Raw genomic sequence first — 20828 nt, forward strand, 5'->3', positions numbered from 1 at the left:
TAAGACCAACAGAGTTGAATGAGCGGCGCGTCAAACCATCCGTGGTTTCCCGCCTGCACCGACTCCCAGCGCCGCGGAGGAGTGTCAGCCTTCCACTTCCGCGAAGGGCAGACGGCACGCCTGCCTCACCGCTACTGTGGCAGCATGAGTCAGCACGATGGCCGCCCGCCTTCGGCGGACTGGGTGGCTCAGGAGATGGAGCAGATGCTCCGCGAGTGCAATGCCCTCATCGAGTCCCACGACGAACAACTGCGCAGGCTCCGGACTGCGATCGCCCAGATCGAGTCGGACCGTCAATGCGCGTGCGACAGTCGCGACAAAGCCCAACAGGTGCTGGACGCACTGCACTCGGCGGTGCGGGAAGGGCAACAGCTGCGGGCCGCCCGCGGCCAGTCCCCGAACGCGCACCTGTACGTGGTGCCCAACGCGGCGGATGCCCCTGCTGCGCCCACCGCTCCGGAAGGCAGCGCGAGCGAAGCGGCGACACTGCCCGAGGGCAATCCGGTCGTGCTCATCGGTGGCGAGCGGTCCGTGACCATCATGAAGGTGATCTCGACCGACGCGCGCCGGCACTGGAGCGTTCAAGCCGTCACTGAAGAACTCGGCGAGCCCCGCGACGCGGTACGCCGCAACCGTGCCGTCCTCGAAACCCTATGCGATCGGGGAGCGCTGGTGCGCCAGGAGAGCGACGACAGCGACCGGCGGGGCAAGAAGAAAGTCTTCTACCAGCTCGCGGCCCCCTGGCAGGCGGCTTGACGATCACCGCCCTGCGGCCTTGAAGCCGTCACCCAGCCCACAACCTCATAAATGACCGCCGCCGCGCCTTGGCCCGTGGATTGGAACCCTGTCGGCCTCGGACACGGCGGTGGTCGGCGCCCATGCAGGCCGCGGCTTCCGACGTTACCGGCTTCCGGTGGCGCTCGTCGGGCGTTCGGCCAACCTCACCCACCGAAGGGTCGAACACCCATGCCCATTGACTTAGTTTGCGCTTGGCCGGCGATCGTCACGCTCGGCTGTCTCCAGGTCGCGCTGACGGCTGATCCTTTCAGGCAGGGGCTGCGCCCGGTTCCCGTTCTCGTCCTGCGGCCAGCTCAGGTGATCGGGCCAGAGCCGCTCGCCCAAAGCCCCCTCCAAGCTCGCCACCGTCAGCAGATCGGGCCACACGACACCGGCCAGTACGTTCGCGATGACCTGCCGGTTGACCTCACTCGCCTGGGCCAGCGCGTTGGCACTGATCTCGTGGCGCTCCATGGCTTCCGCGAGCGCACGCGCGACAGCCTGCGCGACACGCGCCCCAAGCAGCTCATCCATCACCGCGTACGGCCAGACGCCGTCAGCGACGTATTCGCGGGGCTTCTTGGCACGTCTCTTCCCTCCAGGCATGCGACCAGTGTGACGGAGCGTTCACCGAGGTGCGGCCACCCACCCCACATGCTACTTGAATTGCATGATCTTGTGAGGGGCCCTACCCGCGTTCCCTCTCGGAAGTTGTCCTGCGACGTCACGAGCCGGGCCGGCGAAGGAGGTGGTCGGAGGTGAGCAGTCGCCGGGGTGTCTCCACGCCGACCGCGAAGCCGCTTCCCACGGACCGGGTGCTCGCCGGTGAGCATCTGACGATCACCCGAACCGCTTGTTCGGCCGAGGGCCCGTTCACCGCTCGCGACCTGGAGGCGCTCACCGGCGTCTCGGCGCACCGCTGCGGGCTCGTCATGAGCTTTCTCGGCGCCTACGGGCTGGTCGAGCAGGCACCGGGACGTGGCGCGTACCAGCCGACGAGGGCGGGTGAGGCCGTGGCCGCAGCCTGGAAGAAGAGCGAGGAGAAAGGGCGTCAGGCACTTCGAGCGGCGTGGGCGAAGTCATGGTTCGCCCGGTGTGCATGCACCCGGCTGGCGCAGGGGCCCGCGCTGCGCATCGGCCTCGTCAGCAAGCTGATGACGCTCTCAGACCTCGACGAGAAGCGAAGCCGCCACATCGAGGTGCTGGTCGACCTGATGGTGGCGGTCGGCATGCTTCTACCGGAGGACGGGGGCTACCTGCGCTGGCACGAGAATCCCTCCGTACCCTCGCCCCGTAGGCGCGCCGACGATCAGGCGGCCGACGGGGACACCAGCAAGGTCCGTGTTCGGACCGCCTCCGAGAGCGTTCTCCCGGCACAGCGCCTGGAGAGCTACGACCTCGCGGCTTCGACCGGCGACGACCTGATTGCCCTGCTCAGCCCACCGGTACTGCTGGCCGACCTCGGGCGGCTTTCGCGCGAGGACATGATCGCCCTTCACGGTCACATCAGGGGCCTAGCGGCGCTCCTCGCCAAACTGAGGAGGCACCCCATGCCCTAGGACGACTCAGGAAAGAGCAGGTCCGACAGCGCCCCATTCCCTTGGCCGGGTGGCGCTGCCGGACCCCCGCCTCCACACCACGCCGCGCGGACGGACCGCGCGTACGAGGGGCTTCGGCATGCCCTCACCCAAGGCGAAGGGCACCGCCCACAGTAGCGGGCCCACGCCGCTTCAACTCAGCGATCCGCCGTGCCCTCAGCCGGGTGCGGCCGTGAACCGGGAAGGCACCCGTGGCCCGAACAAAGATCAAAGACGCCCTTCTGGCCGTCGCCCGCGTCTGGCAGCAGCGCGCCGCGGCCGGCGAACTCAGCCTCGAAACCGTCGCGCTCTACACCCAGGTCGTCGAGCGCCTTCTGCGCTTCGCCGCCGCGCAGGACGTCACGCGGCTCGACGACGTCACCGCAGAGCTGGTCGCGTACTTCATCCAGGCCCCTGGCCACGACCGCCGCCAGGGCATCATCCTCAACCCGGCCGGCGGCACCCGCAGGCAGCGCCGCTCCGCGCTTGAAGCTCTGTTCTCCGAGGCGCGGGCGCTCGGCCTCACCATGGCCGCGCCGCTCGTGGATCTCCCGCCGATTCCGCGCAGCCCGCGCAAGAGGGGACACGAACTGAGCGACGCCGACGTGCAGTTGCTCCGCTTCCACTCGGAGCGCGGCATGCCGAACAGCCGTCACGCCGCCCTCCTGGCCCTGCTGCTGGCAGGTCTGCACAGCGCCGAGATCGCCGCTGCGACCACCGACGACCTCAACCTCCTCGACCTCTTCGAAGCCGAAGTGTGGACCGACGGCGCCACCCGCACCCGCGGCCGCTGCTGCCCCCTGGACGAGTGGAGCGCACGCGTGCTGTGGCTGCGCCGCGCTCACCTGCTGCGCGGCACCGAGACTGGCTCACCGCGGCGCCTGGTCACCGCAGCGTCGTCCGCCTACCGGTCACACGCCAGCGTCTGCTCCGGCTTCGGTGACATCGCCCGTCGCAGCGGACTGGCCACCTCTCAGCGCCGCATCGAGCCCAAGGACGTCACCCGCTACGTCGCCCGCCGCATCCTCGACGAGACCGGGCAGCTCTCGGAAGTCGCCCGCCGCCTGGGCCTGTCCTCCCTCGACAGCGCCGCCGCCCTCGCCTCCCTGGACTGGCAGTCCGACGAAGCGGACACGGCATGAGCACCCCCAAGCGCCGACGCCGCACGGCGAAGAAGAAGACCACCGAAGGCCCGAGCTACGTACTCGGCCCCATCCCCGACGACGCCTTCGGCTCCGCCTCCGATGCCCCGCCACCACGCAGCCCTGAAGCCCCACCCCTCACGATCGACCTGCGCTTCGAATACCTCATCCGAAACCCCGACCTCTACGCCACCGCGCTCGAAGCCCTCCCACCGCGCGAAGAGGGCCAAGTCGGCCGACCCCCCGTCTACCCGTCGTACATCTACTTCGTATTCCTCTGCGCGATCTCCGTCTTCGGCTCCGCCCGCAGCACCGCCGCGCACCTCGCCCGCCCCCTCTGGTGGGATCCCATCCGGCACGCGATCCATGACTTCATCGACCCCGAGGAAGCCGCCGCACTCCCACCGACCGGCCCTACCCGCAGCCAGTGGAACTACTTCTTCCAGCGCCACCTCAAAGCAGCCGGAGACGCCGTGCGCGACATCAGCCGCGGCAAATGGATTGAACAGGCCGTCGCCCAAGGAATGCTCGCCGTCAACCCACGAGGCAGCTGGATCTACCCAGCCCGCGAACAGGTCCTCCACGGCGACGCAACCGTCGCTACTCCACCGTCCGACCACACCATGCTGGAAGAACCCGACAAAAAAACCGGCGAAATCCGCCGACACCGCGTAGACCCCGACGCCCACCACACGACAGAAGGCGGCGGCCGCCCGGTCTACGGAAACAAATTCCTCTCCATCGCTGTCCGAGCCGCGAACATCCCGCACAGCCGCGTCATCCTCGCCCTGGAATCCGTACGCCACAAAGCACGCAAACACGACCCTCACCGAGAAGACGAAGGAAAAGCCGCAGTGCGACTGGTCAAGGAAATCCTCGCCATGGCCCCCGGTGTACGCGCCATCACCTACGACAAGGCCCTGCGCGGAGTCCACCGCGCACCGCTCATCGCCGAAGGACTCGTCGTCTTCACCGGGCAGCACGGCGGCCTCGAACCCCAGCCGCTCCAGAAACACAAATGCGAAGAAGGCCGCCCCGACCACGACCTCTACGCTGCAGCCGGCCGAGTCTGCGAACGCCACATCACTGTGGAAGGCGAAACCCTCTACACGCCCCTTCCGGTCCGCGAGCTTGAATTCCGCAAAGGGGCACAGGCTCGCTTCTACCAGCGTCTCGAAATCACCTGCCCGCACGGACCCCACGGTGTCCGCATCCGTGTCGACGAGACCAAGGAAGACCGGGAAATCGACCCCTCCACCAAGCGAAATCGATTCAATCGCACCGAACACCTGCGCCAAATCGCACCCGAAACGCCGGCAGGGCGGCGTCTGAAGGGGTTCCGACAGGACAGCGAGTCCCAGCATTCCCGGTTTGACCAGTCATATCCACATGAGCGCGTCCCCGCATACGGCGCAAAGGCGGCCTTCCTTATCTACATCGGCTACGCGTGGGTGAGCAACTCCGTCGCCCGCTGCGCCGCGCGCGTCACCGGACGCCGCGCCACCTGACACACAGCCGGGGCCCGGCCCCAGCACTCCACCAAGACTGTCGTGGCCGAGCCCCGCCCCGTCCAACCTCCTGCCCGACCAGGGCAGCCGGCTTCACAGTCCAACAGTCGCCTGCCACCACCAGGCCACCCGCTACACTGGCGGCGGTGGCGCAGCCCTCGCAGGCCGCGCTGCCGAAGACCTGTCGGTACCCAGTGGAATGACATTCGTCCAGCTTCGGGTGAATTTCAGACACATTTTCCGACAGATCCCCGCCTTCGTAGCTCAGGGGATAGAGCACCGCTCTCCTAAAGCGGGTGTCGCAGGTTCGAATCCTGCCGGGGGCACAGAGAAATACCAGGTCAGAGCCTGTCTGGCCATGAAGAAGGCCCTCCGTGAAGCTCGCGGAGGGCCTTCGTCATGTGTGCTGGGAACATCCTGGGAACATGCCGTCAGGCGGCCGTCTCTCCGGGAACATCGGGGGCGTCGAGCCCGTCACTAGCGTCTTCGGGCACCTCAGGCGCCTCGTCTGGAGCGACAGCGGCGGGCGCGGCCTCCTCCGGCTTTCCGGCGCGTGGCACGAGGGCGAGGGAGGCGTCCGCCTCGGCCTTCTCGAACTGCGGCAGTACCGAGGTATAGGTGTCGGCGGTCAGCGAGTAGCTGCTGTGGCCGAGGAGGACTTGGATCTTCTTCATGTGGACCCCGGCGGCCAGGGAGAGGGTCGCCGCGCAGTGGCGGAGGTCGTGGAGGCGGACGGGTGGTAGCCCGAGTTTCTTGACGAGCCGTTCGAAGGCTTGGGACAGGTACTCGGGGTGGTAGGCGCGGCCGTCTTCCCAGGTGAAGACGAGTCCGGTGTCCTGCCACGGGTACGTCTTCTCGGTCTTGCTGCTCGGCTCGTCGGGCTGGCTGCGCCGTTGCTTGTGTTGCTGCCATTCCTCGTATGCGCGGTTCCACTCCTGGCGCTCTGCTTGCTGGCGCTGCTGCCAGAGGCAGAGCAGTTCGTGGGTTTGGGAGTCCAGGGAGATGGTGCGTTCTCCGCTGTCGCTCTTGGGCGTGTCTTCCCAGACTTCGTAGGAGGCGGCGACGAGTTGTTCGCTGATGTGGACGGTGCCGAGGGTGAGGTTGGTTTCGCTCCAGGGCAGGCCGGCGGATTCGCCGCGGCGCAGGCCGCGGAAGACCTTGAGGTGGAACATGGGGTAGAGCCGGTGCTCTGCGACGCCGTCGAGGAAGACGCCGGTCTGTTCAGGGGTCCAGACCATGACCCTGCCCGGCTTCTTGCCGGTGGCCAGCCAGCGGGCTACTCGCTCGTCGGTCCACACCAGGGGCTTGGGGCGGACGTACTTCGGTAGGACGACGCTCTTTGCCCAGTTCTCGCTGATCAGCTTTTCCTTGACGGCGTCTTCGAGGGCGGCGCTGAGCGTGTTGTTCATCTTGAGCTGGGTCCCGGGTCCGGTGATGTGGCGTGGCTTGCTGCGAGCCTGCCGGAGCGCGTTCCGTGCGTCGTTCCAGTTCTGTCGGAGCTCGGGCGGCCGGGGGCGGGCGGCGCACTTGCGCCATGCTGTGTGGGCGGCGCGTTCGACGGTGAGGGCCTGTTGGGCTGCTTCGCGGTTGGCTTGGTGGATCTTGTTGTCTTCCCAGATCTGCTTGAACATGTCCTGGATGTGCCGGGTGCGTAGGTCGAGCATCTTCAGGTGTCCGAGGGCGGGTATGAAGACGCGGTTGATGTGGTCTTCGTAGCCTTCGCGGGTGGACCGCTTGAGGTCGACGCGCTTGGCGAACCAGCGCCGCAGGTACTGCTCGACGGTTTCCTTCGAGTCGATCTGTACGCCGCCGTGGGCGAGGTTCCAGGCTTTCTCGCAGGCTTCGGCGGCGTCTGCCTGGGTGCGGAAGCCGCCCTTCTTGGGGTGTCGGCGCTTGCCGCCGGGTCCGGGTGGGAGTTCGAAGCTGTAGTACCAGGAGCCGTGGTCGCGCTTCTTGAGGAGTGGGCAGGCGGTTTCCAGGTAGCCGATCTTGGGTGTTCCGTCGGCGTTGAGGACTGGTTGCCCCTTCCGTGGCCCGCTGTTGTAGGTCTTGGGGCCCTTGCAACTGCACCGTTTGTACGTCTTCTCCTCGAACAATGCGCTTCCCTCGCCCTTGCTGCCCGTCATCCGGGTGCTGCCGGTCGTTCTGTGATCGCGTTTTCGCGGTCTGTCTTGATCTTGGGAGGGCTGTCGGACACTGAGGTAAAGTCGCCTGCAAGTTGGCGCGGGGGAGATTGCGACCAACGAGATGGCTGATCAGGACGTGCAGGAGCAGGCCTCGCCGGGGGCGATGGGTCTGGAGGAGTTGGTGGCTCTTCCTGCCACCGTGAATGTGACAACGGCTGCGCATGCTTTGGGGATTAGCCGGGATAAGGCGTATGCCTTGATCCGTAGTGGGTCCTTCCCCGTGCGGACGCTCCCGTTGGGCAGCACGGTTCGTGTGCCGACGGCGGAGCTGTGGCGGCTGCTCGGGGTGGAGCGCCCGTGTGTAGAGCTGCCTTAGGGAGTTGCTGGCGCATGCCGGTTCGCTGGCATGCGCCTGATTTTTGCAGCCGTGTGACCTATCTTCGCTAGCATGCGAGGTGTATCGGGGTCGGATAAGGCTGGGGAGGTTCTGTGCCGAGGTTGTACGGGTTCGCGGATGCCGCGTTCAGGAAGCCGATGGAGTCCGAGCTGCCGTCTCTGCGGGAGGCCGCCAACCGGGCCGAGGCCGGCCAGCCCTTTGGGACCATCACCGACTGGATGAACACGGAGGGGCACCGCACGACCCTGGGCAATGAGTGGCGGCCTGCCGCGCTGGCCTCGGTCCTGGATCACCCGGCCATCGCCGGGCTCTACGAGGACGAGGAAGGCAACCTGGTGCCCTCCGGGGGGCCGGAGCTGATTCCGCCCGCGCAGTTCCTGAACATCCGGAAGAGGCGACCCAAGTACCAGCCGGACAGCGAGCGTGCACCGCGGCAGGAGTATCTGCTGGGCGGCGAGGACGGCGTGTGCGGACTGTGCGCCCACCCTCTTGGGGCGGCTCCTTCCAACGCGGGCAGCCGTGGCTACCGCTGCAAGCCGAGCACGGCGCAGCACCCCGGCGGCTGCGGGAAGGTGCGGATCAACGCGGACCTGCTGGAGGGGTACCTCGCCGAGCACGTGCTGGCGGAGCTGGCCAAGCCCGCCGTCAGTGCGCTGATCGAGCAGGCCCGCGAGCATCTGCTGGAGGAGGCGGCACAGCTGCGCAAGAGCGCGGATGATGCCAAGCGCCGCCAGAAGGAGTTGGGCGAGGACTATGCCCGCCCCTCAGGCATGTCGCTCCAGGCGTTCAAGGCGGCCGACAAGCATCTGTCGGCGCAGGCGAATGCGGACAGGGCGAAGGCGCGGCGTCTTGAGCGGGTCAAGCACGTGCCCGTGGGGGTGGTGCCGGACCTGGTGCGCTGGTGGAAGCACGCACCGCTGGTCGCGAAGCAGGGTGTCGTGGCCCTCATGTTGGAGCAGGTGGTGGTGTACCCGGCCGCGTCCAGGGGCTCGCGCACCGTGGACGCGGACCGGGTGGCCTTGAAGTGGCGGACGTGGGACGCGGAGCCTTCTACGGAAGAGCAATCCGCCTGACGGCGGTGTCCTTGGCGGCCTGGCCCGTTGCCGGTCGATTGCGCGGCAGGAGGACCCGCTGTGTGATCGTGGGCAGGGTGATGCCCACCGTGACGAGGAGCGCCGCCAGGGCGCCGGTGATGGGCACCACGTGTGTCTCGACGACGGACGGCAACGTCCTTCCCGCGAGGTGCGCGATGGTGAGCCCGGCGCGGGTGCCGGAGTAGGCCAGGCCCAGCACGCACCCCACGGCGCTGACGGCGAGACCGGCAGCTGCGACGGGTCTGCTGCGCGACCAGGCGCGGCAGGCCAGCGCGATGTACTGCAGGCTGACTGCTGTAGCCATGACGACCAGGAAGCCGAGGTGCGTCAGCACGAAGGCGCCCGCCATGCCGTTGACATGGGACGCCAAGAACAGCTGGGCGGAAGAGGCGCGGACATATTGGAACTCCCAGACCAGCACCGCCATGACACCGCAGAAGAAGACGATGTGGGCCACAACCGCTCCGCGGACCCAGGCGGTCGGGTACCACCAGTTCACCGTCACGAGTTGCATGCTGAGAATGGTCAGCCCGCTGGTCATATCCCATAGGAGAGCGCCCGCACCGCCGTGGCCCGTGACTCGGTCCACTGCCGCGGCGACGGGCGGAGCCAGCAGGCATGCGCTGGTGAAGGCACCTGCGCACAGCACGACGAGGGCGCGGCGGGCGAGGAGCGACTGCTCCCGGCGTGGGGACCGGGGAGCGTAGGCGAGGTAGACGGCGGTGGCGAGTGCGGTGAGGAGGGCGCTCGCGCTGAAGAGGGGGGTGGTCAAGGGTCTAGCGTCCTTCCAGGTCAGCCGCTGCCCTCTCGGCGGCTTCGCTCAGGCTCCTCAGGCGGCGCGGCCGGCCTTCGCGGGGTTGGTCGACTCCAGGGGGCGGTGGGGGGATCGCCGGAACGTCTTCGGGGAGCCCCGCATCCCGGCGCATCTTCCTGAGCATCGACATGACTTCAACGAGGTCCTCGGTCTCGAGGCCTTCCATTAAGCGCAGCGCCTCGCGCGCCTCGGGCCGCTCCCGGTACACGCGCAGCGCGGCGAGGTCGTCCCATTCACACCCCGGCAGCAGGAAGGCGGCCGGGGCGTCGAGCGCCTGGGCGAGTGCGGTGACGGTGGATGAGCGGGGGTTGCAACTGGTGCCGTTCACAAGGCTGGTTGCCTGACTCGTCGAGACAACTGGTTTGCGTTGCCCGGGAACTGACGTTGCCTGTGCAATGTCACGGGCACTGGGCGTGAAGCCGTCCGGGTCGCGACGCAGACGCAACAGGGCGAGCAACTTCTCACTCAGGCTCATGAGTTCGGACGTCGCCGACGTGTGTGCCATGTCCCCGCTCCCTGCTCTGGCATATGCGAAACGCATAGTAAACGCTTGACATTCAGACTACGTCGCAGGTCGGATAGGTTGCACGGTTTACTGGGTAGTTTCCGTGAAGGGGTGAGGCGGGGTGGGTGTCACTGCGCTTCACACCCTTACGCCAACGGGCGTGCGCGGAAGGGCTCCAGTGGGCGGCGTTGGCAACACGCGTGTCGTTTACGGGAGGAATCGCATGTCCGAGCCAGACGAGCGGCGGATCGCCGAGCTGGCGAAGGAGCCCCCGCGGGTGCTCCGGGGTGGAGCAAGCGCGAAGGCATTGCAAGAGGCGCGCAGGATGCTGGAGATTCAGGCCCGCCAGGAGCCGGATGACACTCCGCCCGATGAATGACCCGCTGAACGCAAGTTGGCACACCTTCCCGAAGAGATAGGTGACATCACTGGAACCGTTGTGTATGTTCAAGCATGCCGGACGGGTGCGGCAAGCGCCGTGACTCCGCGTCGGCGGCGCTGCGCGAGCGGCGCCTTCCCTGCTCCTCGCGGGTGGCCGACCCCCCCGCGCCCCACCCGCGAGGAGCGGCCGCACCAGCGCGGCCACCGGGGCGTGCAATGGGAGCGGAGCCCGTCACGACCGAAGGCCGTGGCGGGCTCGCCTCATTCCCGGGCACGACTCGCCACCCGAGGCTGGCGCTTCGCGCACCCCCCTTTTTTTCGCTGCGTCGACATGCGCAAACGGCCAGGAATTCCGAATTGAATTTCTCGAATTAAAAAGAATTACCCACTTGCTTTAGGGGTGTATGCGATTAAGATATAAGTGTAAGGAAAAAGGGAAAGCCAAAAAGGACGGCTCTCCTTCGAATTCGGAAAGGCGTGGGAAATGTTCGTCAACCTCAAGATCTCGGAGATCGTCCCCAACCCCGACCAGCCCCGCAAGTTCTTCGATGAGGCGAAGCTGAAGGAGCTGGCCGGCAGCATCAAGGAGAACGGCCTCCTGCAGCCGGTCGTCGTCCGTCCGACCGAGAGCGCCGAGGCTCCCTACGTGCTGATCGCGGGCGAGCGGCGGTGGCGGTCTTGCAAGGAGGCCGGCCTGGAGACCATCCCGGCCAAGGTCATCAAGGACGCCAGCGAGGAGAAGGCGTACGTCCTCAGCATCGCTGAGAACGTCAACCGCGAGGACATGACGATCATGGAGGAGGCCGGTGCGTACGCCGACCTCAAGGCGGCCGGCTGGACCCCCGCCAAGATTGCCAAGCAGTTCGGCAAGACGGAGACCCACATCACCTGGCGCCTCGGCCTGCTCACCCTGCGCCCCGAGGTCGCCAAGATGGTCGACGAGGGCCACATCAAGAACAACCTGGCCTGGCACATCGCCCAGCTCAGCCCGGCCAATCAGATGGTCGCGGCCATGCGGTACGTGCGCGGCGACTTCGACAGCGAGGCCGAGGCCCAGCACTTCGCAAACGGGCTGAAGATGATGGAGAAGCAGACCTCCCTCACCAACGAGGAGCCGCCCAGCGAGGAGGTGCAGGAGCAGCGGAAGAAGGCCAGGGCGAAGGCCAAGGACGGCCTGGGCAAGGCTGAGGACATCTTGATCCCCCTCTTTGAGGAACTGGGCGAGAAGAAGCCCGAGGACCTGGCCGTCATCCTCGGCACCGACCTCGACCGCTACGTGCGCGTCGTCGGCAAGATCTACAGCCAGGTGCAGCAGGTGCGGAACCTGCTGAGCAAGGCCCAGGGTGTCCAGCGGGCCATGGCGGCCGAGTTCAACAAGGCGGCCGTCGAGGTCCAGCAGGAGGCCGCCCAGCAGAAGGCCACCAAGCCGCAGGCGGCCAAGCGGCAGGGCGCGGCCAAGCCCGAGGGATCGGCTACGGCTGCGGCGAAGCCGACCGCCAGGAAGGCGGCGGCCAAGCCTGCGGCCCCCCGCGCGAAGGCCACGGGCGCGGGTGCGGGCAAGAGCCCTGCCCCCACCGCTCCGGCCCAGAAGAAGACGGAGCCCGTCGCCGGAGCCGCCAAGACGGCGGAGCCCGCAACGGCGAAGTGAGGCAGAGGGGGCTCGGCGCAGCCGGGCCCCCTCCCTCCCCTCCAGGGGCGCGGCCGGGAGCACCCCGGCCGCGCCGCTCGGTGTCTGCGGCACCGCGCGAGCGCCACCTCAAAAGCGCGCGTAAATCCGCCCGGAAATCCCGGAAATCAATTCCGGGTGAATATGCACCCAGCCCTCGAATTCCATTAAGATTATAAATGTAAAGCAGGAAAAATATTCTCAACTCAACAGCGGAAAAGAGGGCGAGATAATGGATAACTCTCAACTGGACTGGGGGCAGGAATCGGCAGACCCGGGCATCCGGAACCTCACCGAATTCCTTGAGTACCTCATGGACTCGGCGCGTGACAGGATCCCTGGCCCGGCATCCCAGTTCATCATCGAGACCGAGAAGACCACGGCTTCCAGGGTTGCCAGCGAGTGCAACCGGGTCCTGCGGGTGACGGCCGAGTTCCCGAACCGTGAGCCCCAGGCTTTTGACATCGCCATCCATCTGGCACAGCCCACCACCCGGAAGGCCAGCCCCCAGGACTGAGCCCCACCTGTCGGACCGGACCTCACAGTCCGGTCCGACAGCCCCCGCCAGCGAGAGGCGCGGCCGACGCGGTGCACGGGGACAGGCGGGCGGGCGGCCACCGGGAGGGGATTTCGAAATGACCAAGATGCTGGGCGCGGTCCGCCCTGGGCATGGACAGACCTGCCGCTACGCCGGCCGTGGGTGCACCTGCTTTCTGTATCCCAGTGAGGTCGGTCCCCGAGTCAAGAAGCGGCGTCGCCGAGCGGCGCGTCACGCGGAAAGGCGCGCGTGGCGGCAGGACACGTCCTGACCCTCCGGCCGGATCACCGGCCACACCACCAACGGCCCCGGTCGACCCCGACCGGGGCCAGACGCATGAAGGGACACTCGTCCCCAGCAAGGAAGGAGCCAGGTTGCTCACCCTCTTCACCAACCGGTACCAGGCATTCCAGCCCCCGCAAGGGGTGCCCGTACGCATCACCCTGGGCGCCCCGCGGTTCAAGCTCCCCTACCCCCTCCAGCACGCGGTACGGGAGCTGGCGCCGCGCCGGGAGTACTTCACCAAGCCCCTCCCCGAGTTCACCGCCGCCTACCGGGCCGACCTCGACCAGATCGGTCCTGCACGCATCGCGGAGCGGCTGCGGGCCATCGTGAACACGGAGCACGAACACCGGCTGGTCCTGCTCTGCTTCGAAGACCTGGCCGACCCGGCGCAGTGGTGCCACCGCAGGGTCTTCGCCGCCTGGTGGAAGGATGTGACGGGCGACGAGGTGCGCGAGCTGGGACCGCTGGCCGGCCCGTACGAACAGGGCACACTGTTGTGAACGGATCACACGGTCCGGCGAGTTGCGGCAAGGAGGCATGATGCAGCACCTGCAGGAAGTTGAGCCAGGCTCCTGGATCCGAGTCCGCCTCCAGAGCCATGAAGACATCGCGGACGGCGTGTACAAGGCCCAGATCGACTTCGTCCACGACGACCACCTGTTGGTCTGGATCGCGGAGTCCGACGGTGACCGCGGTGAGGAGGACGGTTTCACCGTGGCCGTCATGGAAGCCGACGAGGACGGCGTGTGGTCCTGGAGTAAACGGCCCGCTGTCTAACGTCAGCATCGCCACCGGTGATCCACCCCGTAGAAACAGGTCACATTGCTCCAGCAGCATTCGTGATCCTGCGTTAGATCCAGCTCAGCGTCCGGCCCGGTACCCGCCAGGCCGGGCGCTGTCGTTCATGCAGGAGGCGAGATGCACCAGGGCGCCATTCCGAGCCCCAAGCATCACGCTGCCCCGCGTTGCCCTCATCTGGCAGGAAGCGGGTGGACCGCCTCGGCCGGGGCATGGGCATCGGCTCCACGGCCGCGGATACGGTACGCGGCAGGCCCGGTGACGCAGCGCAGCGTGTCGTCAAGGTCCCAGACCACAGTGGCTACGAAGCCCTCAAGGCCGTCGTCGGGGCCGCCGACCACATGCGCCTGGGAACGGAGGGGGAGGCCGCCGACCTGTACGAGGAGTGCCTCGTCCAGCCTGCCGCGCAGGGAGTCGACGGCGCGAAGGAAGAAGGGGTCACCCTGGAGGGAGCCGGGGTAGGCGATCACGTCGGCGTCGTCCGGCCATGCCATGGGCGTGATATCCGGCCCGCTTGCGTTCGCCAGCAGCCAGGCCCGTCGCATCTGGACGGCGTCCGGGGCTGGGTAGCGCGGCCAGTGCGGTACAGCGTGCCGGAGGGTGGGGGTCAAGGGCACGGTGAGGGGCGGGCAGTGGGCGTTGAGGGCCTCGTGGAGTGCGGCGGGATCGTTGACTTCGTAGCGCACGTTGGCGAGCGAGACGTCGGCGACGGCGGTCTCGTCGCGGTGCGCGATCAGGTGCAGGGTGAGCGCGAACAGGCTGCCCGGAGGGGAATCGAGCATGTAGTACTCGCGTGCGCGGTCCGTCGCGGCCTGCCAGTTCGTGCTCTTGTTCATGTCCGCCACGTACTCAGCCTACGTTGGTGCATTGCACGGGCGCGCCGACGCTCGCTTTTCAACAGCCGTCCAGGCGGGGCTGTTTCGCACCATGCTTGGGCCGTTCCAGTCGGTTGTATCGATCATGAAACGGAGCCAAGAAGTTCGTCCCGGGACCCAACCCAGACCGTCCGTGGTGACAGTTAGGGGGTGACGACGTCGTGGACCTGTCTCTGTCCCGTTCCGGAAGGATCACGTCGATGGGGAGCACTTTGATCGCCTCGATAGGACGGCGTGGGACAGATTGAGCAACGACGTGGGCTCGGTCGTCGAAGGGCAGTTGGAGGCCATGCGGTGTCATCCGCGGAGCCTGCTCTCCTCCGGCGCGGCCGCGGCCAGTGAGAGAACTCACCTCCTGTGGAGGGATCTTTGCCCCGACTTTGCGTGACTCGCAGTCGGGAACTTCCAACTGGCGACTAGGGTCGAATGCCCGTGTGGCCAGCGGAGGGGGAAGAAGCGAAGTCATGGGTGGCAAGGACGAGATACTCGACATCAAGGTCGACGACATCAAGACGGCGGCGCCGGCCTTCCACCGCGAAAGCGTTGCCCTCGCACACGCGCTGACCAAGCTGAAGCACGGCTTGGCCGCGGCAGGCTCGCCATGGGGTGACGACGAGCAGGGGCAGCAGTTCCACGCCGCGTACGGTCCGCACGTCAAGCAGATCGAGCACGCCGCGCAGATCCTCGTCGAGGGCCTGGCCAGTATCCACGCGGGTCTGGCCGACATGGCCGACAAGCACATCGACAACGAAGAGCTCGTCCGGGGCATGTTCGGCCACGATGCCACGGGTGGCAGCAAGTGAGCGTCGCGGACAAGGCCCGCAAGGTCGTCCAGGACCTGACGGGCATGTGGTGGCCCGACGCCGATGAGGACGGGCTGCGGGAGGCGGCCAGGGCGTGGCGGGCCTTCGCCGAGGATGTCGAGGACATCCAGGCGGTGGCGAACAAGGCCGCCCGCGCGTTGATCGAGGACAACAAAGGCGAGTCGATCGACGCCTTCGACAAGTTCTGGCGCCGCTACTACGACCATGGCCGTGGCTGGCTCAAGGACGTGCCGGATGCGGCCCGGGACATGGCCAAGGCGCTGGACGCGTACGCGGACGAGGTACACGGCGCGAAGAAGCACCTCGAACACGAGCTGGAGATTGTCGGAGCGACGCTCGTCGCGGGCACCGCCCTGGCCGTCTTCACCGCCGGCCTCTCCGAGGGCGCCGCCGCAGCGGCCGCGGCTGGCGTCACCGAACTCGCGGCTTCGCTGGGAGTGGCGGTGACCGAGGAGATCGCGGCCATCGCCGGCACCACCCTGGCTACCGCCGCCTTCGGCGGGGTGGAGTCCATCACCGTGGACCTGGCCGTCGCCCAGCCCACGGCCATGGCCCTGGGCGAGCAGAAGGGCGGCATCAACCTCGACGAGGCCCATCAGTCCTTGGTGTACGGCGCGCTCCTGGGCGGCACCTTCGGCGGGGCGGGATCAGCGTTTCGTGCCGCAGGCAGCGCAGGCGGCTGGACCGAGCTGCTGGGGGGTGTGCGGGTGCCGGGGCTCGGGCCGGAGCTGGCCATGCCGGGCGGCGCGGCCACCAGCCTTGACGACCTCGGACTGCTCATCAAGGGCGACGGCGAGGCCAACGCCTGGCCACGCAGCAAGCGCAAGGGCCGTGTGAACCCCCAGTACCGCGCGGACGTCCCCGGTGACGAGGACATAAACGGCTCCCACACCCTGCGCAAGCACGTAGACGTCACCACCCGGGACCTGCGCGCCCGACTGCGGGCGGAACCCGAGCGGGAAACTGTCTCACGCTACGTCGACGAGGCATCGGCGCAGAAGGCGACGGACGGCGTGGTGCTGCAGCACCAGAAGGAGATCGAGGCCTGGCTCGCAAAGAAGAGCAGGAAGCTCGAGCTGGAAGCTCACTTCGACCAGCCCACAGGTCTGAGCTTGTCGCGTGCGAATTTCGTCCACGGCAATCCCCCGGAGTGGGTCAAGGGTGCAAGAGTGATCCTTAAGCGCGATCCATCGGCCGAGATGGGCTACCGCGTCCTGACGTCCTATCCCGTCCCCTAGAGCCAGACAGGTCAGACAGCAACGATGACACCGGTGGACGACCGCTTCCACGAACTGCGCCGGCTCCTTCACGCGTACGAGCAGCCCGGCTACGCCTTCGATGACACGGCGGAGGCACCCGGCGTCGCTCTGAGCGCGTACCTGCGGACGGCCGCGTTCACTCCGGAGCGCGCGGCGGCCGCCGCGCGGGAGATCCAGGACCTCCTCTCGGTTGGCCTGTTCAGCGACGAGGCCGCCGACGACGTCGAACTGCTTCCCCACATCCATCCGTCCCAGGGCGCCAGCGTGGAGGAGTGCCTGCGCGTCGTCCTGCAGCACCTTGAGCGATTCCTGGCCGACCCGCCATCGCCCCAGCCGTCGGCCCGGCCAGAGATTGCCTGGGAGTGGCGCGAGCGGTTCCCCGCACTGGCCCATTTCCTCGGCGCGTACTTCTACCAGGACAGCCTCAAGCTCGAGTACGAGTCACACACCGATGCAGTGGACGACTATCTCTCCGGCGAATCGACCGACGACATCGGGAAAACCGCCTCCGAGATCGGTGAGGTCCTGGCCCTGAACTCGTCTGCAGACGAGCTCGCTGAAGCAGCAGCGGTCCTTGGCCTCAGCGAGCCCCCGCCCGCGGACCTGTCCCTGCATAGGTGGCTCACCGACATCCAGGGCGTCATCACAGAACATCTGCGCACCGGCGCATAGTGACGAAGGGATAGGGCTCGGTACGCCAGCATTTCCGCACGACTATGCAGGAGATCGGCTCACCGCAGCGGCCTCACTCTGTAGACACCGCTCCGCTCACCGGTCCAACAAGCGGTACCGACGGATGGGATGCGCTCAGGCGGCGGTTCTGCCACCGCTGTTGCAGGAACTCGACAAGCTGCGGAAGCTGTTGACGAGAGAAGTGCAGCAGTGCCGCCTCGTCGAGGTCGTCCGGAACGAATATGCCGCCCTCCAGCAGATCATGCCATGCGGTCGCAGGTCGGCCCCCGGGAGCTCCAAACTGGGTGGGCCGCTCCGCGCACCCGTTAGCCACACCAACATCCCACGCGGCAAGGGGGCAGCCGCTAAGGTCTCGGGCGGTGAACATGGATGAATCCGGACTGACCAAGGCGGTTGCCGATGCGCTGGGCGATCAGCGCACCGCTGCCCTCACGGAACTCACCGACCGTGTCGCCGCGCTGCGCCGCATGAGCGAGGACGCGGGAACCACCGAAGTGCTGCTGACCCCCCTGAAAGGCCGCGCTGCGGAAAGGTGGGAGAGACTCGCTCTGCGGGAGGCTGAGGACTGGGTCTATGTCCGTTCCGACGACGGTGCCACCGTCCTTGCGGTGGACCAGGCATCCGAAGCCGGAGCCAGCGATCCGGCGGCAGCTGTCATCTACCCTGAGCTGCACACACGACTGGTCAGCTGGTGGCTCGTCCACGCCTGGCGCAGCGCCGACCTCCTCGCTGACACCCTGGACAACCTGAGCCGGTGGCGTATCACCTCCGGCGCGGTCACGGCCCGGGCTCTCATCGAAGAAGCAGGCTCACTGGTAGACGAGCAGAACGCCATCGCCGAGGCATGGCGGACCGGCAAGGCCGCCGCCAAAGACTCCTTGAAACGACCCGCCCTTGTCCGCGAGGCGCTCGCTCCCGTCCTGCTGAAGGCTGGGTTTGGCTCAAGGATGAACGGCACCAACGAAAAGTTGAAGGCCACCAACGTCCTTACCCTCGTGAAGAAGGTGACCAAAGCGACGGGCGATGACAGATTCCCAAAGTGGTATGACCTGCTCTCCGACGCCGCGCACCCGGCCTTCGGAGCCAGAATCGCCTTGGCCACACCTCCGCTCGTACACCCCTCAGGGGCTGTCACGGTGCGCAGTTATGCCCGATCTCCCATGTCGCTCGCTGACGGAGAATCTGTCCAAGTTCTGGAGCCGATCGTCGCCTTCGCAGTTGCCGACTCCCTGATTGCCGCTGGCACGCTCATGTTGAACGTTCTCGAAGACGGCCTGGCCGTCGTAGACGACTTCGGCCTGACGACATCAGCGGCCACGCTCACCCGGCGTACGTATTGGCGCGGCTTCCACCCCACGCGCGGCAGCCGTGCTTGCCCCTGCGGCCGCGGTAAGTGGTCCACCTGCGGTCACCACTGGGGCAGCCAGATTCCCACGCCCCGCAGCCGTTGACCACCACGGCAGCACGGAAGCCTCGTGTGTTGCAGCCGCTGTCCCGACGTCGCCGGCGTCACCCGACGGGCCTCAGTTGACGACAAGATGGTGAGCCCCCGCCCAATGGTGGTAGCTCCCGTCAACTGCGGTCAGGCGACAGAGTCGAGGACCGTGCCGAGCGCGCGGTAGGAATCGCGGACGCCGTGAGCGTTGCCCAAGCGGTGGCGTTCCAGGCGGATCGCGCCGAGGTGGCGGGCCTCGTAGATCCGTGAGCGCCACACCGCATGCGGTGACTCATCCCGAGGCCCGTACGTCTCCCAGAACGCGGTCCGCTCATCCGGCTTCGCCATCGCCATCCGGATCGTCCAGTCGGATGCCGGGTCCGACCAGTACGTGCGGTCCGTGTCGAAAATGCCCGTGATCGTCGGCTCCGGAGCGGCTCCGTCGATCATCGTGTTCAGGGTCCAGTGGTCGCCGAGGGACATCCGGGGCTCGGTGATCTCGTCGAGGACAGCACTTTCGCGAGCGGCCACAGCGGCGACTTTGCGGATGTCGGCGGCGTCCAGACCGGCGTCATCAAGGTCGGCAGCAATCTCTCCTAGGGAGGCGACGAGGGCCGCGCTCCAGGTGGCGTACCTCGGGCCGTTCACGGGCCCGAAGTGCGCGCCGCGCACCGCGTGGACGGTCTTGGTGATCGCGCCCATCTGTCGGAAGAACGCGGGCCAGAGCGTGCGTGGGTAGTCGCCGAGGCGCTCAGGGGCGGGGATGCCGTCGAGGTGGCTTTGGATCATCCAGTCCCGGCCGATGACCTCGTGGGACCAGTCCGCGGCGATGACGCGCGGCAGCAGAGGCGTGATCGCTGCGAGGTGCGGGAGGCTCGCGTACTCGTTGCGCATGAGCTGGTGCTCGGATCGGAACTGCCGCTCTGGCGCGGGGGCTACCCGCAGGATCACCGGACGCTCCTGGCCGACCAGGTCGACGCGGTAGGTGGTGTTGTACATGCCCGAGCCCAACTCGACGGCCGACACGACCTGAACATTCGTGCCGAAGGCGCGACGGCTGACGGCCTGGACCTGCTCAGCGGTCAGCGGCTGCTGGAACGCTCCGGCAGCGCGCGCGACAGGGCGGAACTCCATGAAGCTCACCCTTCGAGCTCTCTGCAGTGACAGGGCCGGTATCAACCTCTGAGTGTGCCCCATCCTGGAACCCGCCCCCGGGACGTTGGGCGCCCGGTACCCAGGGCCGATGCGGGCACAGGAAACGCCTCATCGGACGCCTTCCTCAGCTTCGATCCGGTCCGGGTCAAGGGTGACGGTCACCGCGGCGTGATCGCTCCAGCCCTCGTCGAGCGGCTCGGTGTGGACCTCGTACGACACGATGGCGGGGGCGAGTGCGGGGCTGAGGAGGAACAGGTCCTGGCGGCGCGGGACGTCGCTGTCTGCGAAGCCTGCGGTGGGCCGATGGTCGTCCAGGTGGTGGGCGGCGTCGATGAAGCCCGCGTCGGCCAGCACGGTCATCGCGGTGCGGTCGGTGCCCCAAGTGCCGTTCTCGTCGCGGACCCGGTGGGTGCGGCGCCAAGCCGGCGGTAGCGGGCTCCAGTCCGGCTCGGGATGTCCGATGCCGAGCGTGTTGGCGTCGCCGAGGAGCACGGAGAGGCGACGCGGCGCGGCAAGCGTCTGCAGCGGCTCGACCTCCAGGGCCCGGTGGGCGGGTGAGAACGGGCTGAGGTGGAGATGGCGGAAGTCCCACACGGCGGGCTGGTCGTCGAGGCAGGCCCTGGCCCAGCCGAGGACATGGTGGTACTTGGCCCGCTCCGCTCCGTCGCCGATCACGTTCCAGCGATGGTTGAAGAGCATCGCGGTGTGGAAGCGGTGGCCGGTGGTGGTGCTGTTCGCCTCGGCCAGGAACGCGGTGCTCAGGGCCAGGTCGTTTCGGGCCTGGTGCAGACGTTGATGTCCGAGCAGGTCCCAGTAGTTGCACTCTTCCAGCGCGTACATGTCCCCTTCCAGGGACTTCAGGAAGGGGACGGCGGGGGTCCAGCGGGTGTTATCACCGAGACCGAAGTCATCCCGGCCCCCGAAGAGGGTGTTGTAGATGACGAGGCGCAGGGTGCGCGATGGCATGAGGTTCTCCGAT

21 protein-coding genes and 1 tRNA gene are annotated in these 20828 nt (G+C 67.4%); 15 read left to right on the forward strand and 7 right to left on the reverse strand.

Annotated elements, in window-relative coordinates:
• The first annotated feature begins 144 nt into the window (after positions 1–144).
• Positions 145–756, forward strand: a complete 612-nt coding sequence (locus ACFY1U_RS28215; RefSeq protein WP_390696914.1) for a hypothetical protein — start codon at positions 145–147, stop codon at positions 754–756.
• Between the two features lie 222 nt (positions 757–978).
• Here the strand turns inward: ACFY1U_RS28215 and ACFY1U_RS28220 are convergent, their stop codons facing one another.
• Entirely contained in the window at positions 979–1383 is a 405-nt protein-coding gene (locus ACFY1U_RS28220) for a helix-turn-helix domain-containing protein (RefSeq protein WP_390696915.1), read from the reverse strand.
• Between the two features lie 152 nt (positions 1384–1535).
• Here ACFY1U_RS28220 and ACFY1U_RS28225 point away from each other — a divergent pair, with 152 nt between their 5' ends.
• From ACFY1U_RS28225 to ACFY1U_RS28240, 4 genes are all read left to right on the forward strand, one after another.
• Positions 1536–2336 carry a hypothetical protein gene (locus ACFY1U_RS28225; RefSeq protein ID WP_390696916.1) on the forward strand — a complete coding sequence of 267 codons (801 nt, stop codon included), beginning with the start codon at positions 1536–1538 and terminating at the stop codon, positions 2334–2336.
• A 230-nt stretch (positions 2337–2566) separates the two neighbouring features.
• A complete protein-coding gene (locus ACFY1U_RS28230; protein ID WP_390696917.1) occupies positions 2567–3496 on the forward strand; it encodes a hypothetical protein in 930 nt (309 codons plus the stop codon).
• Entirely contained in the window at positions 3493–5004 is a 1512-nt protein-coding gene (locus ACFY1U_RS28235; protein WP_390696918.1) for a hypothetical protein, read from the forward strand. The genes ACFY1U_RS28230 and ACFY1U_RS28235 overlap by 4 nt, the downstream gene beginning before the upstream one ends.
• 253 nt (positions 5005–5257) lie before the next feature.
• A tRNA-Arg gene (locus ACFY1U_RS28240) sits at positions 5258–5330 on the forward strand.
• A gap of 105 nt (positions 5331–5435) precedes the next feature.
• On the opposite strand, the gene ACFY1U_RS28245 is transcribed toward ACFY1U_RS28240, so the two are convergent.
• Entirely contained in the window at positions 5436–7130 is a 1695-nt protein-coding gene (locus ACFY1U_RS28245) for a tyrosine-type recombinase/integrase (RefSeq protein ID WP_390696919.1), read from the reverse strand.
• Positions 7131–7619: 489 nt separating this feature from the next.
• On the opposite strand from ACFY1U_RS28245, the gene ACFY1U_RS28250 reads away from it, so the two are divergent.
• Positions 7620–8600, forward strand: a complete 981-nt coding sequence (locus ACFY1U_RS28250; protein ID WP_390696920.1) for a recombinase family protein — start codon at positions 7620–7622, stop codon at positions 8598–8600.
• On the opposite strand, the gene ACFY1U_RS28255 is transcribed toward ACFY1U_RS28250, so the two are convergent.
• The gene (locus ACFY1U_RS28255; RefSeq protein WP_390696921.1) at positions 8578–9393 is read right to left on the reverse strand and encodes a hypothetical protein; all 816 of its coding nucleotides are present in this window, start codon (positions 9391–9393) and stop codon (positions 8578–8580) included. The genes ACFY1U_RS28250 and ACFY1U_RS28255 overlap by 23 nt on opposite strands.
• A 4-nt stretch (positions 9394–9397) precedes the next feature.
• The gene (locus tag ACFY1U_RS28260) at positions 9398–9940 is read right to left on the reverse strand and encodes a hypothetical protein (protein ID WP_390696922.1); all 543 of its coding nucleotides are present in this window, start codon (positions 9938–9940) and stop codon (positions 9398–9400) included.
• Positions 9941–10163: 223 nt separating this feature from the next.
• On the opposite strand from ACFY1U_RS28260, the gene ACFY1U_RS28265 reads away from it, so the two are divergent.
• The 5 genes from ACFY1U_RS28265 to ACFY1U_RS28285 all read left to right on the forward strand — a co-directional run bounded on the left by ACFY1U_RS28265 (position 10164) and on the right by ACFY1U_RS28285 (position 13587).
• Positions 10164–10319, forward strand: coding sequence for a hypothetical protein (locus ACFY1U_RS28265; protein ID WP_390696923.1), 156 nt, complete (start codon positions 10164–10166; stop codon positions 10317–10319).
• 486 nt (positions 10320–10805) lie between these two features.
• Positions 10806–11969 carry a ParB/RepB/Spo0J family partition protein gene (locus ACFY1U_RS28270; RefSeq protein WP_390696924.1) on the forward strand — a complete coding sequence of 388 codons (1164 nt, stop codon included), beginning with the start codon at positions 10806–10808 and terminating at the stop codon, positions 11967–11969.
• Between the two features lie 250 nt (positions 11970–12219).
• Positions 12220–12504 (forward strand): hypothetical protein, encoded by a 285-nt coding sequence (locus tag ACFY1U_RS28275; protein WP_390696925.1) that lies wholly within the window; start codon positions 12220–12222, stop codon positions 12502–12504.
• Between the two features lie 395 nt (positions 12505–12899).
• On the forward strand, positions 12900–13310 hold the full coding sequence (locus tag ACFY1U_RS28280) for a hypothetical protein (RefSeq protein WP_390696926.1): 411 nt from the start codon (positions 12900–12902) through the stop codon (positions 13308–13310).
• 37 nt (positions 13311–13347) lie between these two features.
• The gene (locus ACFY1U_RS28285) at positions 13348–13587 is read left to right on the forward strand and encodes a hypothetical protein (protein ID WP_390696927.1); all 240 of its coding nucleotides are present in this window, start codon (positions 13348–13350) and stop codon (positions 13585–13587) included.
• A 194-nt stretch (positions 13588–13781) separates the two neighbouring features.
• Here ACFY1U_RS28285 and ACFY1U_RS28290 read toward each other — a convergent pair whose 3' ends face one another.
• Complete coding sequence (locus tag ACFY1U_RS28290; protein ID WP_390696928.1) at positions 13782–14444, reverse strand: hypothetical protein; 663 nt, start codon at positions 14442–14444, stop codon at positions 13782–13784.
• Between the two features lie 503 nt (positions 14445–14947).
• On the opposite strand from ACFY1U_RS28290, the gene ACFY1U_RS28295 reads away from it, so the two are divergent.
• The 4 genes from ACFY1U_RS28295 to ACFY1U_RS28310 all read left to right on the forward strand — a co-directional run bounded on the left by ACFY1U_RS28295 (position 14948) and on the right by ACFY1U_RS28310 (position 18710).
• The gene (locus ACFY1U_RS28295) at positions 14948–15286 is read left to right on the forward strand and encodes a hypothetical protein (protein WP_390696929.1); all 339 of its coding nucleotides are present in this window, start codon (positions 14948–14950) and stop codon (positions 15284–15286) included.
• Positions 15283–16545, forward strand: coding sequence for an RNase A-like domain-containing protein (locus ACFY1U_RS28300; protein WP_390696930.1), 1263 nt, complete (start codon positions 15283–15285; stop codon positions 16543–16545). Before ACFY1U_RS28295 ends, ACFY1U_RS28300 begins: the two co-directional genes overlap by 4 nt.
• Positions 16546–16569: 24 nt before the next feature.
• Complete coding sequence (locus ACFY1U_RS28305; RefSeq protein ID WP_390696931.1) at positions 16570–17238, forward strand: contact-dependent growth inhibition system immunity protein; 669 nt, start codon at positions 16570–16572, stop codon at positions 17236–17238.
• Positions 17239–17624: 386 nt separating this feature from the next.
• Positions 17625–18710: a hypothetical protein gene (locus tag ACFY1U_RS28310; RefSeq protein ID WP_390697392.1), complete on the forward strand. Its 1086-nt coding sequence runs from the start codon at positions 17625–17627 to the stop codon at positions 18708–18710.
• Between the two features lie 131 nt (positions 18711–18841).
• On the opposite strand, the gene ACFY1U_RS28315 is transcribed toward ACFY1U_RS28310, so the two are convergent.
• Complete coding sequence (locus tag ACFY1U_RS28315; protein WP_390696932.1) at positions 18842–19828, reverse strand: phosphotransferase family protein; 987 nt, start codon at positions 19826–19828, stop codon at positions 18842–18844.
• A 129-nt stretch (positions 19829–19957) separates the two neighbouring features.
• Positions 19958–20815, reverse strand: coding sequence for a hypothetical protein (locus ACFY1U_RS28320; RefSeq protein WP_390696933.1), 858 nt, complete (start codon positions 20813–20815; stop codon positions 19958–19960).
• Positions 20816–20828: the final 13 nt, after the last annotated feature.

Source organism: Streptomyces sp. NPDC001351, from assembly GCF_042896045.1.
Classification (GTDB): domain Bacteria; phylum Actinomycetota; class Actinomycetes; order Streptomycetales; family Streptomycetaceae; genus Streptomyces.